Origin of the sequence: Yersinia sp. 2466 StPb PI (assembly GCF_041538325.1) — a bacterium.
Classification (GTDB): Bacteria; Pseudomonadota; Gammaproteobacteria; order Enterobacterales; family Enterobacteriaceae; genus Yersinia; species Yersinia enterocolitica_E.
In genome coordinates, this window is record NZ_JAULSL010000001.1 from 4,091,360 (window position 1) to 4,108,346 (window position 16,987).

Consider the following 16,987-nt stretch of genomic DNA (forward strand, 5'->3'; position numbering starts at 1 on the left):
TTACTGAGATCGACCCCCACCAACAGAATTTATCCCGGTCCCCGCACCTGTCACATTAATAATATTATTGCCATTAACACTGTTGGCAAATGTCAGACCGGCCAGGCTATTTAGCGCAGTGCCCGTCACCGTGTTGAAGATGATATGGTTTAATGCCAGATTAACACCCGCCGCCTTTGAGAAAGCGGCACCGGTACCATTCAGATTAAGAATCAAGTCAGTCAAAACATGGCTATTGCTAGTGCCAGCAAAAGTTAAAGCATTCGCCGCACCCGTCGTGGTAATCGCCCCACCGACCATATTTAGCAACGCATTGGTTAGAACATTAATACCTGTTCCAACACTGGCACTCACTGTGCCACCAGTATTATCAATATTGATTGTTTGTGCCGTGGCAGCTGAAACTGCAATCCCCGCCGTGGTGCTAGTAATCGAACCACTGTTGGTCAAACTAGCCGTGCCACTGCCATTATGGGTAAGGACTATCCCGGCAGTAGTACTGTTGATCGTGCCCGCGTTAGTGACATTAACCGTCCCACTACCGGTATCAGTGACACTGATACCGGTTGCTTTTCTGATAGTACCCTCAGCCTCATTACGAACGACCACATTGCCCGATGAGGCAGCACTGATATTAATCCCAGTACCCGCGGTGGTATTTTGCGTGCCATCAGAGATGGTCGCCGCTGAACGGATATAAATATTCCCCGTCCCTGCAAGGGTTTTGCTGGCAATAATCCCATCATTGGCCGCTCCGGCAGCAACAACAAGATTTGAACCCGCGGCCAGATTGTAGATAACATCATTAGGCGAGGCCGGACCATTGTAAATATATGAAGTTGTTGTCGTACTGGGGGCATTACTGATGACATCACCCGCCAAGTTATTCATGTTAATCACTGCACCGGAACCAAATAATCCGGTAACCGGATTATAAGAACCTATCTGTACACCATAGTTAGCCACCCCTAACGGGTTTTGGCTATCGATAGTCAGGGTTAATTTGGCACCATCATCAATCATATAGTTATACGAGGCCACGCCAACACCAACAACACCGGGTCCATTAGTGAGCCGCGTGCCCGTAATATTAACATCGGCACCATTGGCAAAATGAAGCACGCTATTCGCTGCTGTATCATTACTCCAGAATACCGCCGGATAATCAGGGCTTGTTATCCCTGTTAAGTTGAAATGTCCCGTAAATGTAATATTACTGCCTAAAACTGATTGTCTATAAGTGCCAAAATTTAAGGTAATAGGCTGGGTAATATTGCCGAATATCACTCTACCGATCTTATTGGGTGCGACCGCAGCGCTATCAACACCCATCGCAACCAGTTTTCCATTGGGTACTGACTTGATGTTATCCAAAGTGACGTCTAACCGAGTCGTGTCGTCTTGTACATACACCAGTCGGGAAACTATGCCGCTTGTGATCGCAAGCGTTGACGTAATGTCGCCAAAGTTGACGAGTTGGAACGTTGCATTTTGCGAACTCCAGGCGGCATTGTTTGTGGTTCCTGCCGCCATGAGGAAAGCATAGTTCGCGTAGTTTAAGTTATAGCCACCACCATCAATCACCAGATTTTGCCGGGCATTTGCGGCTTGGTTTACTGTGATCCCCCCAGCATATGCGGCTGCAAGATTGATATCTGCTGTCAATAGGATCGTGGTGGCAGTACTTCCCGCCCCCGCACTACTTAATGCAGCGACTAAACCTGCCGCGGTTGATACCGTCACGCAGTTTGTGCCCATAGCAGCACAATCGCCGACACTGATAGCAAAAGCAGGTTGAATACCAAACACCCCCATCACGGCGGCGGCTACAATAGCTATTTTAGGAGAAAGATGTTTACCTGATTTCTCAAGTAAAGGTGTGGCTGTGGAGCCTCGCTGGGTAGTTTTTGATTTTTGTTTTCCCTTGGCAAACTCACCGACCGCAACCCATATACTCAAGGATATATTCCAAATAACTTTAAAAATTGCGTTCATATATATCCTTAAAAGATTAAAATCTTATTGAAAGTGTATTGATGGCATCGCACCTTACAAATCAGACGAAAGAGGAAAACGTCATAAACTAATGATTCAATAAGTAAGCGATTTTCGTTTAGAGGAGAGAGAGTCCCAGGCTATCAGTCGGCGAACACACCCAAGGTGCTTCGTTTTAAATCCAGCCATCTAAAGACTAAAATAAAGTTAACATCCAACATACCTTATCTATATGTCTTTATTTATACGTATATTTAAAAAATAGAACAAGATTTGTCCCATAAGAAAATATATTGAAATGGTTATTTTTATCGGAATAAAAAACTACATCTAAAGAAAAAGTCAGCATTTAAATCTAACTTAAGAAAAATATCAAAATCAATCACCAACTAGACTTCAATTTACAGATGTATATTTTTTATTGATTATCATCAAAAAAAGATTTATCACACAAAGAAAGAGAATAATCCTACAAGGAATTAGGAATTACATTACTTTAATTACAATGCATAGTCCCATTAATCTTATATAAAATACGCCATTCGTGTTCTATGAACACAAGATTAATTCTTGATATTTCTCTATTTTAAAGATAAAAAAACATGGATGGGTGATAAGAGAAAAGAATAATATCAGCGAACCTTACCAAATCATCAGTACCGTAGACGTAATCTGGATGGTGTTTACTTATTCCTACTCATCATTTTTATCTAGTGTATCGCATCAGACTATGGGCACACATCACCTAATAAAATAGTGCTAAGCGAGTATGCCCAGAGGAATTTAATCCAGCCAGTCAGCGAGGATCTGCTGCGTCGTTTTTACTGTGATACGGTTCCCCGGAATGGACAGCTCAGACCAAACCTCATTATGTTGCGCGATAAGCTGCTGAGCCGTGGCATATTTCCGGTCCGCAGTGGTATGGGCATCAGAAGCGATGGTCAGAGCATACCCTTTACTGGCGGCAATTTTGATGGTGGTATCAACACAGTAATCCGTGGCACAACCACAAATAGTCAGATGAGTAGCCCCTAGCTGGGCAATAATAGTGTCGAGCGAGGTAAGATAAAACGAATCACACGCTGTTTTGGTAACAGAAATAGCATTCTGCGGGTAATGTAATTCCGGTAGCAGTTGCCACAATTCACTCCCTTGTGTCATTTCATCTTCTGCATGCTGTATGAAAATGACTTGGTCAGCATGGTCGATCAACTGATTAATACGAACGACGCGACCTTCACGATCAAAACGTGGATTAGCAAAAACCCCATTTTGCATATCAATGACAATAACAACATGTTCTCTGGTCACCGCCAACCTCTACAATGTATGTGGACCCGCTGTTAAGCTACAAAGGCCTTAGGGGAAAAGCCTATGCTAAGTTAAAGATCCTGACTTACACAATGGCCTAATCATACAAAACCTAATGAAAAACAACTTGATCTCGACCACCATTCTTCGCTCGGTAGAGTGCTTTGTCGGCTGACTTAATCGCATCATCAAATGAGGTGTCTTTAACATATAAAGCTGCACCGATAGATATCGTAATGTTGAGAGAGTGGTTGTCCGGTGTAATAAACAGCGTATCGCGGATATGTGTAGTTATCCGCACCAAGATCTCACTGGCAATTCTGTTATCTGCGGTATGTATTAACAGCAAAAATTCTTCACCGCCATACCGCGCCAGAAAATCATTTCCTCTAATCACTGACGTTAGTTCCTGGGCGATATCATATAAAATTTTATCACCGGCAGAATGTCCATGATTATCATTAACCCTTTTAAAAAAATCTATATCAATCAGTGCAATAAAGCAGTCCTTATGCGTTTCTCTAAAATTATCCAAATGGTGATTAATACTGAATCTATTAGGTAATTTAGTCAGTTGATCCGTCGAGGATTGGAATTGCAAAATAGAGAATTTACTAAACGTTTTTTGAAAGCGGCTAAAAATAAAATAGAGTATCGAGAGTAAAATAATGCTCATCGCGGATTTAAATATTGAACGGGGAAGGTATCCTAAAGAGATTAGCCGTTCAAAATTCAAAGCAATATTTATACATTGTGGAATGAAAACCGAAAGGAAAAAAGTAGCATATCTTTTATTATCCCAAATTTTTAGCGCTATAGATAAAAACATGAAAGACATAATGAAAATATCATAAAATGGCGATAATCCAAATACAAATACCGCATGGATAGCATAGCTTATCAATAAGGGGATTGGGCCAAAAATTAATGCTGTCAGGACAATAGGACTAATGATTAACCCATAGAGTGTCGCACTGGTTTGGTTATGAAAATCAGCAAGATAGGTTGCAGTAAAACCGGCAATCACGCCCATTAGAATTTTATAATGTAACTGATTAGGTTTTTGTCTGGTAATAATATAAAGATAAGGTAATGATATGCAAAGATAGATAATACAGACCGCATTAAAGGAACTTGTCAAAACACTCTGCATCAATTGAAACATAATATAATCTTCTACACTTAATGAACTCGGCTATAGAGACAGGTAGCCAAGTAAACAGAAAAAGGAAAGTTATAACGTATGCGGATAGGTTTCCTTTAATTTTGCGTATTTTCACCATAAAGGAGCGAACTATATCGTAAAAATAATAATTTATAAATAATTATATTTCTCTTAGTCATTTCATTTAGCATAACGTAAACTTAATATCACTTACGCCAGATATTATCCCTCGTCATAAGGAGTATAAACAGGATTTAATAATTTAAAAAACACTCGAGAGTGGCAAGAAAAACATCTATTATTACAGCCACGAGGAAATAAAAAACCAGCCGCTAAGCTGGTTATTATTATTCTATCGATTGTTAAGATTTGCCGTTAAGTCGTTTATTTTTTTAGTTGCAATGTTGTCATGCAGGTTTGGCTTTCAGCTTGGGTCGCAAAAGGTGATACAGCTTTGAGGCCTTGATAACTCACTTCGATAGTCCCTTCAGTATTGCGTGGCAACCACACACCAATAAAACCATTCTGATAGCTGGTCAGTGTATCTTGCAGGATAACTTTCCCGGCTTTATCGGTAATTTTCACATCAAATGCGGTATTCGCCAATTCACCACGACAGCCAGACAAACTGTGATTGAAGCATGGGTGAGTTTGGTTTACATAGGGGGCGAATGAGAGATAGAACTTATCACCCAAGGGAAAAGAATACCGCTGTTGTTCATCGGATAAGGTGAGTTCCGCACTCGTTACCGAAGCTGAATATGCCAAAGGGCGTTCTTGTTTGGATTGATCGATGGTCTCAATCATTTGCTCAGTAGTTTTTCCCGCTAAGCCATGTTGAGTCAAAAATTCCGTTTGTGTCGTCGCCGCGGCGAAATGGCTAAAAGTGACTGCAGCTAAAGCAACAATAGCCAGTCGGGCTGTTGTTGCAAATGTCTTTTTCACTGTCATGGTATCCTTCCAGTAAGAGGAAATGTTCTAGATAAGTTGGAATAATGACTGATAATCTAAGCCCTCCCCTTGGGGGAGGGTCAAAGACAGATTTGAATAGAAAGGTAAACCATTGTATAGAAATGAATTTTATTGATATAAATCAAATTAACACTCTGACGTACCCCTCAAAACTGATTAATTAATATCAGGATGTTGAGCGATAAGATTCTTTCTCTTTTTCTCAAGTTCGGCTATTTCTTGATCAATATCATCAATGTTGTGTTCGATATGATCATGGTGTTCCTGCAATATCTCTCTGGCCTCCGCCCGATCAGACGCGGCTGGCGTCGCCCCTTTCAGTGGCATATTGGCAGTCTCTTTCATAAATATTCCAGTAACCAAACCAATAACCGCCACCACCATTAAGTAATAAGCGGGCATAAACAGATTTTGCGTTGTTTCAACCAACCACGCTGCGGCCGTTGGTGTCAGCCCTGCAACCAACACCGACACATTAAATGCGATAGCTAATGCGCTGTAGCGGATATGGGTTGGGAACATTGCGGGTAATATTGAGGCCATCACCCCCGTAAAACAGTTAAGCAAAATAGCCAGGATCAACAAACCACAAAATATCAAACCGATGATGCCGCTATTAATCAAAATAAAGCTGGGAATAGCGAGAATAAACAGCCCAATACTGCCACAAATAACAAAAGGTCTACGGCCGAATTTATCGCTCATTAATCCCATCACAGGCTGAACGAATAACATACCCAGCATGATTGCAATGATAATCAATACACCATGATCTTCAGAATAATGCAGACTATGGGATAGGTAGCTTGGCATGTAGGTCAGTAGCATGTAATAAGTGACGTTGGTGGCAATAACCATCCCGACACAGATAATCAGGCTTTTCCATTGTTTGGTTAAAATCTCACGGAAAGAAACCTTAGGTGGCTCGGCAATATTGTGGCGTGAATCATTATCAATTTTATCGACGTGCTGTTGAAAGGTCGGTGTCTCTTCAAGTGCATGACGCAAATAGATACCGATTAATCCTAATGGCGCAGCAACGAAGAACGGAATACGCCATCCCCACTCAAGGAAACTGGCTTCACCCACAATGCTGGAAATAAGCAGAACGACTCCAGCGCCTAATACGAAACCTGCAATGGAACCAAAATCCAACCAACTACCAAGAAAACCACGTTTTCTATCGGGTGAATATTCAGCCACAAAAATAGCGGCTCCGGTATATTCGCCACCAACCGAAAAACCCTGTGCCAGTTTTGCCAATAACAATAATATCGGTGCCCAAATACCTATCGAGGCATAAGAGGGAATCAGACCAATACAGAAGGTACTGACCGACATAATAATGATGGTGACGGACAGGACTTTTTGCCGCCCATATTTATCACCTAACGCACCAAAGAATAAGCCACCAAGGGGCCGAACCAAGAAAGGAACGGAAAAAGTCGCCAGCGCAGCAATCATCTGAATACCGGGATCAGCACCGGGGAAAAATACCTGACCAAGTGCAAAAGCGACAAAACCATACACCCCGAAATCGAACCACTCCATGGCGTTGCCCAGCGCCGCTGCGGTGATTGCCTTCTTCAGTTTGGCATCATCAATGATTGTAATATCATTGAGTTGCATAGGTTTAACACTCTTTCTTCGTAGTCCCATTGTTTCTTCCTTATGTTCCCAATAGCTCCACTGCATAAAGCATGAAAATGATGACGCGGAGTAATACCTGTTAAAAAATTCAAATTTAGTGAGATATTTATAAGAATAGTTGTAAAGCGAGGCGATGTGTAGGATAGAGCGGCCTGCAACATTTAGATAGAATAACTTAACATTATCCAAAATACATGTTAAAAGGCGAATTAAAAGCACAAAAAATAGCAATTTCCGCCATTAAATCGTAAACATCCAGACATATATACTACTCATGTTATCAGTGGGTAAATTGGCCTTACCCGCCCGTGCAATGCCGAGTTATCGCTTTCGTCCTTAAGCTGCACCCCCGATAAATGCCGTTGGAAAGATTGCTCCAACAACCAGGCTAACTTAAAAGCCGCCTGAGGATAATCCAAACCCTCTGGCCGGATATTAGAAATACAATTGCGCTCGGACTCCAACCGCCGCGTGTTCGGCCCCCAAGTCATATAAACCCCCAAACTATCCGGGGAAGAAAGCCCCGGCCTTTCACCAATCAACATGACAACCGCTTTGGCTTGTAAACACTCCCCTGCATCATCCCCTAATGCTACCCGTGATTGATGAGCCAACACTATCGGGGCCAGTGATAAGCCGAGCGTTTGCAAATAAGGTCGTAAGGCCATCACCAAAGGAATTGCCTGCCGGTGTACCGCTTTCGATGACAGACCGTCACCAATAACTAACAGAATATCGGCTTGCTTATCAGGCCATGCACACAACTGTTCACGGCTTTGCGACGATAGCTTTCGGCCAAGATCCGGGCGGCGCAGATAAGTTGCACGATCCGGCGCGGCACTGTTGACGGTAAGTGTCTGTAATCCTGAATCTGCCAGTTGATTAGCAAGATCCTCGCTGATAAAAGGCTGGTGCACGGCATCCCGTGCCTGCGCATGTGCCAAACCAAATTTCAACAGCTCTTCAGTAGGTAAGCTTGCTCCTGTACGGCCAAGAGCAATACGCGCCGCCGTGAACTGGCGCAAAACCGCCCACGAATTGCGATGTAACACCCCGTTTATTATCTCATTTCCGCTCATCAGAATGCCCCCATAGGTGGCAACTGCGCTAATAACGGATGATTGGCCGTGGTATCACGCAAGCGCCCCTGAGCATCCATAATATTCATTTTTTCTAGCCACAGACCAAACTCTGGTGCATGTTTCAGACCGAGCAATTGCCGGATATACAACGCATCATGAAACGACGTGCTTTGATAATTAAGCATGATGTCATCAGCTCCCGGCACCCCCATCATAAAGGTCAGTCCAGCGGTCCCCAGTAAGGTCAGCAAGGTATCCATATCATCCTGATCCGCCTCAGCATGGTTGGTATAGCAGACATCACAACCGAGTGGGACACCCAGTAACTTGCCACAGAAATGGTCTTCCAAACCGGCACGGATAATCTGCTTACCATCATAAAGATATTCTGGCCCGATAAACCCGACGACAGTATTAGTCAGTAACGGTGAGAAGCGGCGAGCAATCGCATAAGCACGCGCTTCGCAGGTTTGTTGATCAACCCCGAAATGAGCATTACCGGAGAGACAACTGCCCTGCCCAGTTTCAAAATACATCACATTGTCACCGACAGTGCCTCGCTTGAGGCTCAATGCCGCACAGTGTGCTTCTTCCAACAAAGCCAGATTGATGCCAAAACCGGCATTTGCAGCTTCACTGCCCGCGATAGACTGGAACACTAAATCAACCGGTGCTCCGCGTTCAATCAACTTAATCGTGTTAGTAACATGCGTTAATACGCAGGATTGAGTGGGGATCTCAAAGCGGCTTATCACGTCATCCAGCATATAATTAAGTTTTTCTAACAATGGCAAGCTGTCACTGGCGGGATTGATGCCAATCACAGCATCACCGCTGCCATACAGCAGGCCGTCAAGCATGCTGGCGGCGATACCCGGCAAACTGTCCGTGGGGTGATTGGGCTGTAGCCGCACACTTAAGTGGCCGGCAAGGCCAATAGTGTTACGGAATCGGGTAATAACACGGCATTTTTTCGCCACCAGAATCAAATCCTGATTACGCATTATTTTACTTACCGCGGCGGCCATTTCTGGGGTGATACCAGCACTGACTTGCGCTAGCGTCACACTGTCGGCCTGCTCGCTGAGTAACCAGTCACGAAAATCGCCGACGGTCAGATGCGCTATTGGCGCAAAAGCCTGCGGGTCGTGGCTATCAATAATCAGCCGTGTGACTTCATCCTGCTCATAAGGAATCAGCATTTGCTGTAAAAACGTTTTTAGCGGCAGATCTGCCAGCGTCATACGGGCAGCCATGCGTTCTTCAGCACTTTCTGCCGCAACGCCCGCCAGATAATCGCCCGAACGTGCCGGTGAAGCTTTAGCCATCAAATCGCGTAAATCGCCAAAGTGGTAACTACGATGGCTCAGTGTTGTCTGGTACATACTGCGTCCCTTAGTTGTTCAGGCTGCATAAACAGCCTGAACAATGATGACATTAATAGCAAGAATGGATCACTCGGCAGCACTGAGCTGTGGATCAAATGCGGCAGTAGCGCGTGAACGGTGGGTAAGACGAAAATAAATATAACCGACCAACATCATTCCAGCGAATATCAGAGCCAGCAGCGGGTTGTAATAGATCATCGCAATCAGACAGACAACCGCCAAAACTAACGCCAATGCTGGCGCAAACGGATAGAACGGCGCGGAGAATGGGCGAGTCAGGCGTGGCTCTGTTTGTCGCAGTTTGAATAATGACAACATTGAGATGATATACATCACGATGGCACCAAACACCGACATAGTGACAATATTTGCCGTCAGTGGCATGCCGCCAATAATAATCAACGAGTCAGAAAAAATAGCACCAATCCCGACAACACCACCAGCCAAAATCGCCAGGTGTGGGGTACGGAAACGGCGGTTTACTTTGGCCAGCGGCTTAGGTAAATAACCGGCGCGGGCCAAGGCAAAAATCTGGCGGGAATAGCCCATAATGATGCCATGGAACGAGGCTATCAGACCAAACAGCCCAAGCCATACCAGCATGTGTAACCAACCGCTGTCGCTGCCAACGATAATTTTCATTGCTTGTGGCAGTGGGTCGTTGATATTAGATAGCTTAGTCCAGTCGCCCACCCCACCGGCAAATACCATCACACCTAATGCCAGTAGCACTAAGGTCAAAATACCGCCAATAAAGGCGCGCGGAATGGTACGTTGTGGCTCTTTTGCTTCCTCTGCAGCCATCGAAGCCCCTTCAATCGCCAAAAAGAACCAGATAGCAAAGGGAATAGCGGCAAAAATCCCCGATAATGACCCGATACTGAATGTATCCGCGCCAGCCCAACCGCCTCTGACAAAGTTACTGATTTCAAAGCCTGGTGCGACCACGCCCATAAATACCAGCAACTCAAAAATGGCCAATATCGTCACCAACAGTTCGAAGGTTGCAGCAATACTGACACCCAGAATATTCAATGACATAAATATCAGATAGGCCCCAACCGCCACCCACTTTGGGTCAACTGCGGGGAATTGAACATTAATATAGGCACCAATTGCCATGGCAATGGCGGGAGGAGCAAATACAAACTCAATCAACGTCGCAAGACCAGCAATAAAGCCACCCGTTGGGCCAAAAGCGCGGTGAGCGTAAGCAAACGGCCCTCCGGCATGAGGAATAGCGGTGGTTAATTCGGTAAAACTAAAAATAAATGCCGTGTACATCGCGGCCACACCCAGAGCGGTAAACAGGAACCCTAAGGTGCCCGCTTGCGCCCATCCGTAGCTCCAACCAAAATACTCGCCGGAAATCACCAACCCGACGGCAATACCCCATAATTGAAAACTGCCCAACGTACGTTTTAATTCCGGTGCTTGTTTCGCCTGTGACATACCTTATCCCTATCAAAGAAATTTAATGGTAATAGTGCGGTCTATGGCTAAAGCAATGTTTGTACCAAATGCTAGATAACCGCTGAACAACGGAAATACCCGCACTTTAAGTAATGGGAAAAGGAGATGTAACGGGAGATAGCACTGTATGTGCGCTTTCCCCGCACTTTTTAGAGGCAAATGCACGAAGATGCAGCACCGCGAGGAAGGTACGCCTCATCCAGTCAAAAAAACATCGTTTTGCTGCTGGGAGTACAGCACTCACTTTAATTTTCACAAATAATGCATTACGCAATGCCACAAACAAGACGAAAATCACAAAATCAATAATTTATTAAAATTAAATATTTGAGATTAAATTCAAATATAGACTATTGCATTTTTATACAAATACTAATTTATATAAAATAATTGTGATCACAGTTACTGTTTTTCAGTGTTTGCATTTCATTAGTATCACAGATCACATTTTTTCATCGATTTGATTAAGCGCGTCGTCAAGAATAAGCTCAATTTCAGTTAATGCCCACGAGAATGAATTAATGGGTCGCCAAGATAAAATAATAATATAAGGACTCCCTATGCAGGCGCTTATCGATTTCTTTCCTGAAAATAGTATTGCGATATATCCTTCCGCCGAGCATTGGGAACACGCTATTGATTTATCAATGGCAAGCCTAATCGATAATCATGCGGTTAAACCTGAATATAGTCAGGCGATCAAAGATGCCACACGTGAGATAGGGCCTTATTATATTTTGGCACCAGAAATAGCTATGCCGCATGCCCGCCCTGAAAATGGCGTGAACCACACCGCACTCAGCCTGACATTGCTGCGTAAAGGCGTGATTTTCGACGCTGACAGTGAACCGGTAAAATTACTAATAGGCCTGGCAGCAAAAGATGCGGACTCCCATATTTATGCTATTCAGGCATTAAGTGAAATGTTCTGTGACGATGAATCTATTACATCATTACTGAATGCTGCCAACACCGAAAATATAAAAGATATCCTTAAGCATTATTAACCTATTCCGATAATACAATAACAAGGAATTAATATGGCTAATAAATCAATACGCGCCAAAGTACAATCCTTTGGCGGTTTTCTAACAGCAATGGTAATACCTAATATTGGGGCTTTTATTGCATGGGGGTTTATCACTGCATTATTTATCCCGACTGGATGGACGCCGAACGAACACTTCGGCAAGTTGGTCGGCCCGATGATTACCTACCTGCTACCGTTAATGATTGGTTCTACCGGTGGGCATTTGATTGGGGGTAAACGCGGGGCCGTGATGGGCGGTATTGGCACTATGGGGGTTATTGTTGGTGCTGATATTCCGATGTTTATCGGCGCGATGGTGATGGGGCCACTAGGGGGTTATTTAATTAAACATATCGATAAGCGATTGGAGAAACACATTCCAGCCGGTTTCGAGATGGTAATTAATAATTTCTCCCTCGGTATCAGCGGCATGTTGCTCTGCCTACTGGCCTATGAAGTGATCGGCCCGGCGGTGATGGAGGCGAATAATCTGGTCAAACAAGGCATCGAAGCACTGGTGTCTACTGGCTTCTTACCCCTACTGGCGGTGATTAATGAACCTGCCAAAGTGCTGTTCCTGAATAATGCCATCGACCAGGGAATCTATTACCCACTGGGAATGCAGGAAACTGCTATCCACGGCAAATCAATTTACTTTATGGTCGCCTCAAATCCAGGGCCAGGGTTAGGTATTCTGCTGGCTTTCTCACTATTTGGCAAAGGTATGAGTAAGAAGTCAGCACCCGGCGCGATGATTATTCATTTCCTCGGCGGTATCCACGAGCTCTATTTCCCTTATGTTCTTATGAAACCACTGATGATCATTGCCATGATCGCCGGTGCCATGAGTGGCATATATGTCTTTGAATTATTAGGTGCTGGCCTGGTTGCAGGTCCGAGTCCTGGTTCTATCTTCGCGTATCTGGCATTAACCCCTCGCGGTGGTTTCCTAGCTACCTGTGCGGGTGTCTTTACCGGTACTGCAGTTTCGTTCTTGGTGGGTTCCATCATCTTGAAAATGGACAAAGCCACCAGCGAAGAGAGCTTTGAAGAGTCGCAAACCGCCATGAAGAATCTAAAAGCCGAGGGCATATTGGCCAATCACCTCAACAATGATCATCCGGTACGGTTGATAGCCTTTGTCTGCGATGCCGGGATGGGGTCCAGCGCCATGGGAGCAACCACGTTTAGAAAAAAACTGGAGAAAGCCGGTTACCCGATTGCGGTAAAACATTACGCCATCGAAAACATTCCAACCGATGCTGACATCATTGTTACCCACGCCAGCCTTGAAGGCAGAGCACAGGGCGTGACGGACAAGCCATTGATTCTAATTAAAAATTATCTTGGCGACCAGGCTCTGGATATTTTATTCGAGCAATTGACTACAAGTGATAAGCCAAAGGAATCAGTATGAAAACGAAAGTGGCTGCAATATACGGTAAGCAAGATGTCCGCCTACGTGAGTTTGAATTACCCCCGATCAGCGATGACGAATTACTGGTTAGCGTCATTTCCGACAGCGTCTGCCTGTCGACTTACAAAGCAGCTTTGCTGGGTAGTGAGCACAAACGAGTACCGGGTGATGTGGCGCAACACCCTGCCATTACTGGCCATGAATGTGCGGGGGTCATTGTTGAAGTCGGTAAGAATTTAGCCACCCGCTATCGTGCTGGTGAACGTTTTGTGTTGCAACCTGCGATGGGGCTACCCAGTGGCTATTCAGCAGGTTACAGCTACGAATATTTTGGCGGTAACGCCACCTACATGATTATTCCCAAGCTGGCTATTGATCTCGGCTGTGTACTGCCTTATCACGGCAACTATTTTGCCGCCGCATCGCTGGCTGAACCGATGTGTTGCATTATTGGAGCCTATCACGCCAGTTATCACACCACACAATATGTTTATGAACACCGCATGGGCATTAAGCCCGGCGGTAATCTGGCCCTATTGGCTTGTGCCGGGCCAATGGGAATGGGGGCTATCGATTATGCCATCAACGGTGATATCAAACCGGCCCGCGTGGTGGTGGTAGATATAGATGAAGTCCGTCTGGCTCGTGCTGAGCAACTACTACCAAGAAAACAGGCAGCAGATAAAGGTATCGAACTGATTTACATCAACAGCAGCAAGCTGGATAACCCCATCGATACATTACGTCAACTCACGGGGAATCAGGGTTTTGATGATGTATTTGTCTACGCAGCTGTGCCAGCAGTCATTGAATTGGGTGATGATTTGCTGGCAGAAGATGGTTGCCTGAACTTCTTTGCCGGCCCGACAGATAAGCACTTTAAAGTGCCGTTTAACTTCTATCACGTCCACTACTCCAGTACGCATATTGTCGGTACTTCTGGTGGCTCTACCGGTGACATGGAAGAGGCACTTACGCTTTCTGCCCAGCGACGCATACAACCCTCTTTTATGATTACTCATATTGGCGGTCTGGATGCTGTACCTGAAACGGTGCTCAACCTCCCCCATATACCGGGTGGCAAGAAACTGATTTATAACGGCATTACCATGCCCCTCACCGCCATTGACGATTTTGCCGAACGAGGTAAAACGGATCCATTATTTGCGCAATTAGCCGAACTGGTCGCCGAAACTCATGGGGTCTGGAATGAAAAAGCAGAACACTATCTGTTAGCGCACTTTAACGTGGATATCGGAGTCGAGAGTGAAAACACTGGCATATGATATTTTCCGCACCACCGAACAAGCAGCAATGGCGGCCTGGCCACTGCTCGGCTGCGGTAACAAAAACCTTATTGATGGCGTTGCCGTCAGCGCCATGCGCGAGGCCTTAAATCAGATGACGATGCAAGGAAGCATTGTTATCGGAGAAGGCGAAATTGACCATGCGCCGATGCTGTATATTGGCGAACAACTCGGTGCCGGTGGACCACCTGTTGATATTGCTGTTGATCCTATTGAAGGTACCCGCATGGTCGCGATGGGGCAAGCCAATGCGCTGGCTGTGATTGCTTTTGCCCCACGAGGGATGTTGTTACATGCGCCTGATATGTATATGCGAAAATTAGTGGTAGGTGCACAAGCCAAAGGTTCCATTGACTTGCGCCGTTCACTGGCAGAAAACCTGCGCTGTGTGGCGGCTAAGTTAAACAAACCTTTAAATACGTTACGCATGATTACCCTCGACAAACCGCGCCATCAGCAGGCTATCGAACAGGCCAATGCACTCGGTGTTAAAGTTTATGCTATTGCGGACGGCGATGTGGCCGCCAGCCTGATGACCTGCTTATCCAACGGGCAGGCCGATGTGATGTATTGCATCGGCGGCGCACCTGAAGGCGTTATCTCGGCCTGTGCCATTCGTGCTTTGGGCGGCGATATGCAAGCTGAATTGATCGACTTTTGTCAGGCCAAAGGGGAAAGCGTGACGAATCGGGATATTGCCCTCACGGAGCACCAACGCTGCCAGCAAATGGGGGTTAACCTTAATCAGGTCTATTCTCTGACCGAATTGGTGCGCTCCGGGCAGATTATTTTTTCCGCAACCGGCATAACTCAGGGTGATATCGTCACCGGTATTAAGGAAAAAAATGGGGGCCAACTTCAAACCCAAACACTTTTGATTAACGGGCTGGATAACACCTGTAATATCATCAACTCCCTCCACTATCGATAATGGTGTTAAGGGTAGGATGACTGCATTAACTGAAGATGACGTACTCGAAAGGCTCGCCAGCCCTGAAAATCTCAATGATTTTCTGCTGAATGCCAATGAGATCTTATTTCAGGGTATTAAAAGCCTTCTGCCCTATTTATTTATCAATAATGATGAAGATATTCAGGAATACGCCGTCAAGCCTTTATTAGCCAAGTCAGGCCCACTGGACAGTCTGGATGTTTCTTTGCGCTTAATTTATGCGTTGGGGCAAATAACAAAAGCGGTTTATGCCGATATTTTGTTATTTTCTCAGCTCAGTGAGCATTTGCAAGAAACCGGAGATATTACTGAGTTTCATGACGATATCGTTTATGAATTTATGGGTAATCTCAATGCCGTGACCCAGAATAAAACCTTATTTCAAATGATTGAAAAGATGAAGTTTTCTGACTTCACCATTTTTAATCAGACCCGCTACGGGAATATGGTGAAAACCGGGCTGACGTTGGCAGTGACGTCATTATTACAGGAACTGACTTATGAGAGTGGAACTTAACATTAATGGGCTACAGAACAGCGCGCATTTTCCCGACCGCGATATTACTCATCTGCATCTGCCACTATTAGCCTCACTGTCTCAGCAACAACAGCAGCTTCAGCGCCGCATGGTGGTTTTTTTATGCGCGCCACCCGGTACCGGTAAATCCACCCTCGCCACATTTTGGCAATGGCTTTCCCAACGTGACACCACTCTAACACCGGTACAATGTCTGCCTATGGACGGCTTTCACCACTACAATCACTACCTTGATGCCCACCAGTTACGCAGTAAAAAGGGAGCACCAGAAACCTTTGATTTGCCTAAGCTACGTCAGGCTATCCACAGCTTGCAGCAACCTGGAGCGACCTGGCCTGCCTATGACCGCCGGTTACATGACCCGGTTGAAGATGCCATTATTGTCGACGCACCGATTATCGTGCTGGAGGGCAATTGGTTATTACTGCAACAACCCGGTTGGCAGCAGTTGAAAGCACTGGCTGATTACACTATTTATATTAATGCCGCCCCAGAATTACTGCGGGATCGCCTGATTGAGCGCAAGATCCGTGGCGGTTTATCGCCACAACAGGCCGAGGATTTTTACCTCGCCACTGACGGCCCTAATGTGTTCAAGGTATTGCAGTTCAGCCAGCCCGCCGACTGTCATTTAGTGATGGATAGCGATATGAGTTACCACAAAGCCTGAGCCACAATAAGGAAAAACCCGCCAGCGGCGGGTTTTC

The 16,987-nt window shown here is 45.2% G+C and carries 14 protein-coding genes; 6 read left to right on the plus strand and 8 right to left on the minus strand.

Annotated features, from left to right (window positions below; translation table 11 throughout):
- The 8 genes from Q2T72_RS18535 to eat all read right to left on the minus strand — a co-directional run bounded on the left by Q2T72_RS18535 (window position 1) and on the right by eat (window position 11,015).
- The gene (locus Q2T72_RS18535; protein ID WP_372569637.1) at window positions 1–1,959 is read right to left on the minus strand and encodes a beta strand repeat-containing protein; all 1,959 of its coding nucleotides are present in this window, start codon (window positions 1,957–1,959) and stop codon (window positions 1–3) included.
- Window positions 1,960–2,778: 819 nt separating this feature from the next.
- The gene (locus tag Q2T72_RS18540) at window positions 2,779–3,306 is read right to left on the minus strand and encodes an isochorismatase family protein (protein WP_083162507.1); all 528 of its coding nucleotides are present in this window, start codon (window positions 3,304–3,306) and stop codon (window positions 2,779–2,781) included.
- Between the two features lie 112 nt (window positions 3,307–3,418).
- On the minus strand, window positions 3,419–4,471 hold the full coding sequence (locus Q2T72_RS18545) for a GGDEF domain-containing protein (protein ID WP_227746581.1): 1,053 nt from the start codon (window positions 4,469–4,471) through the stop codon (window positions 3,419–3,421).
- A gap of 384 nt (window positions 4,472–4,855) precedes the next feature.
- Window positions 4,856–5,416, minus strand: coding sequence for a copper-binding periplasmic metallochaperone CueP (gene cueP, locus Q2T72_RS18550; RefSeq protein WP_193784774.1), 561 nt, complete (start codon window positions 5,414–5,416; stop codon window positions 4,856–4,858).
- 183 nt (window positions 5,417–5,599) lie between these two features.
- Window positions 5,600–7,102, minus strand: coding sequence for a glycine betaine/L-proline transporter ProP (gene proP / locus Q2T72_RS18555; protein ID WP_083162503.1), 1,503 nt, complete (start codon window positions 7,100–7,102; stop codon window positions 5,600–5,602).
- Window positions 7,103–7,365: 263 nt separating this feature from the next.
- On the minus strand, window positions 7,366–8,172 hold the full coding sequence (gene eutC, locus Q2T72_RS18560; protein WP_083162501.1) for an ethanolamine ammonia-lyase subunit EutC: 807 nt from the start codon (window positions 8,170–8,172) through the stop codon (window positions 7,366–7,368).
- Window positions 8,172–9,560 (minus strand): ethanolamine ammonia-lyase subunit EutB, encoded by a 1,389-nt coding sequence (locus Q2T72_RS18565; protein ID WP_372569638.1) that lies wholly within the window; start codon window positions 9,558–9,560, stop codon window positions 8,172–8,174. The genes eutC and Q2T72_RS18565 overlap by 1 nt, the downstream gene beginning before the upstream one ends.
- A 69-nt stretch (window positions 9,561–9,629) precedes the next feature.
- Window positions 9,630–11,015: an ethanolamine permease gene (gene eat, locus Q2T72_RS18570; RefSeq protein WP_083162497.1), complete on the minus strand. Its 1,386-nt coding sequence runs from the start codon at window positions 11,013–11,015 to the stop codon at window positions 9,630–9,632.
- Window positions 11,016–11,596: 581 nt separating this feature from the next.
- Here eat and Q2T72_RS18575 point away from each other — a divergent pair.
- From Q2T72_RS18575 to Q2T72_RS18600, 6 genes are read left to right on the plus strand one after another with little or no spacing between them, the layout of a single operon-like run.
- Window positions 11,597–12,043 carry a PTS sugar transporter subunit IIA gene (locus Q2T72_RS18575; protein WP_372569639.1) on the plus strand — a complete coding sequence of 149 codons (447 nt, stop codon included), beginning with the start codon at window positions 11,597–11,599 and terminating at the stop codon, window positions 12,041–12,043.
- A gap of 33 nt (window positions 12,044–12,076) precedes the next feature.
- On the plus strand, window positions 12,077–13,483 hold the full coding sequence (locus Q2T72_RS18580; RefSeq protein WP_102970533.1) for a PTS mannitol transporter subunit IICB: 1,407 nt from the start codon (window positions 12,077–12,079) through the stop codon (window positions 13,481–13,483).
- Window positions 13,480–14,769: a zinc-binding dehydrogenase gene (locus Q2T72_RS18585; RefSeq protein WP_372569640.1), complete on the plus strand. Its 1,290-nt coding sequence runs from the start codon at window positions 13,480–13,482 to the stop codon at window positions 14,767–14,769. Before Q2T72_RS18580 ends, Q2T72_RS18585 begins: the two co-directional genes overlap by 4 nt.
- 28 nt (window positions 14,770–14,797) lie before the next feature.
- Window positions 14,798–15,721, plus strand: coding sequence for a class II fructose-bisphosphatase (gene glpX / locus Q2T72_RS18590; protein WP_372569916.1), 924 nt, complete (start codon window positions 14,798–14,800; stop codon window positions 15,719–15,721).
- Window positions 15,722–15,737: 16 nt separating this feature from the next.
- Complete coding sequence (locus Q2T72_RS18595; protein WP_372560541.1) at window positions 15,738–16,259, plus strand: MltR family transcriptional regulator; 522 nt, start codon at window positions 15,738–15,740, stop codon at window positions 16,257–16,259.
- Window positions 16,243–16,950 (plus strand): nucleoside/nucleotide kinase family protein, encoded by a 708-nt coding sequence (locus Q2T72_RS18600; RefSeq protein ID WP_083162487.1) that lies wholly within the window; start codon window positions 16,243–16,245, stop codon window positions 16,948–16,950. The genes Q2T72_RS18595 and Q2T72_RS18600 overlap by 17 nt, the downstream gene beginning before the upstream one ends.
- Window positions 16,951–16,987: the final 37 nt, after the last annotated feature.

Coding starts and splice junctions, on each gene's coding strand:
- Q2T72_RS18600 (WP_083162487.1), top strand. CDS start 16,243: ATGAGAGTGGAACTTAACATTAATGGGCTACAGAACAGCGCGCATTTT.
- proP (WP_083162503.1), bottom strand. CDS start 7,102: ATGGGACTACGAAGAAAGAGTGTTAAACCTATGCAACTCAATGATATT.
- Q2T72_RS18545 (WP_227746581.1), bottom strand. CDS start 4,471: ATGTTTCAATTGATGCAGAGTGTTTTGACAAGTTCCTTTAATGCGGTC.
- eat (WP_083162497.1), bottom strand. CDS start 11,015: ATGTCACAGGCGAAACAAGCACCGGAATTAAAACGTACGTTGGGCAGT.
- glpX (WP_372569916.1), top strand. CDS start 14,798: ATGGCGGCCTGGCCACTGCTCGGCTGCGGTAACAAAAACCTTATTGAT.
- eutC (WP_083162501.1), bottom strand. CDS start 8,172: ATGAGCGGAAATGAGATAATAAACGGGGTGTTACATCGCAATTCGTGG.
- Q2T72_RS18580 (WP_102970533.1), top strand. CDS start 12,077: ATGGCTAATAAATCAATACGCGCCAAAGTACAATCCTTTGGCGGTTTT.
- Q2T72_RS18565 (WP_372569638.1), bottom strand. CDS start 9,560: ATGTACCAGACAACACTGAGCCATCGTAGTTACCACTTTGGCGATTTA.
- Q2T72_RS18575 (WP_372569639.1), top strand. CDS start 11,597: ATGCAGGCGCTTATCGATTTCTTTCCTGAAAATAGTATTGCGATATAT.
- Q2T72_RS18585 (WP_372569640.1), top strand. CDS start 13,480: ATGAAAACGAAAGTGGCTGCAATATACGGTAAGCAAGATGTCCGCCTA.
- Q2T72_RS18595 (WP_372560541.1), top strand. CDS start 15,738: ATGACTGCATTAACTGAAGATGACGTACTCGAAAGGCTCGCCAGCCCT.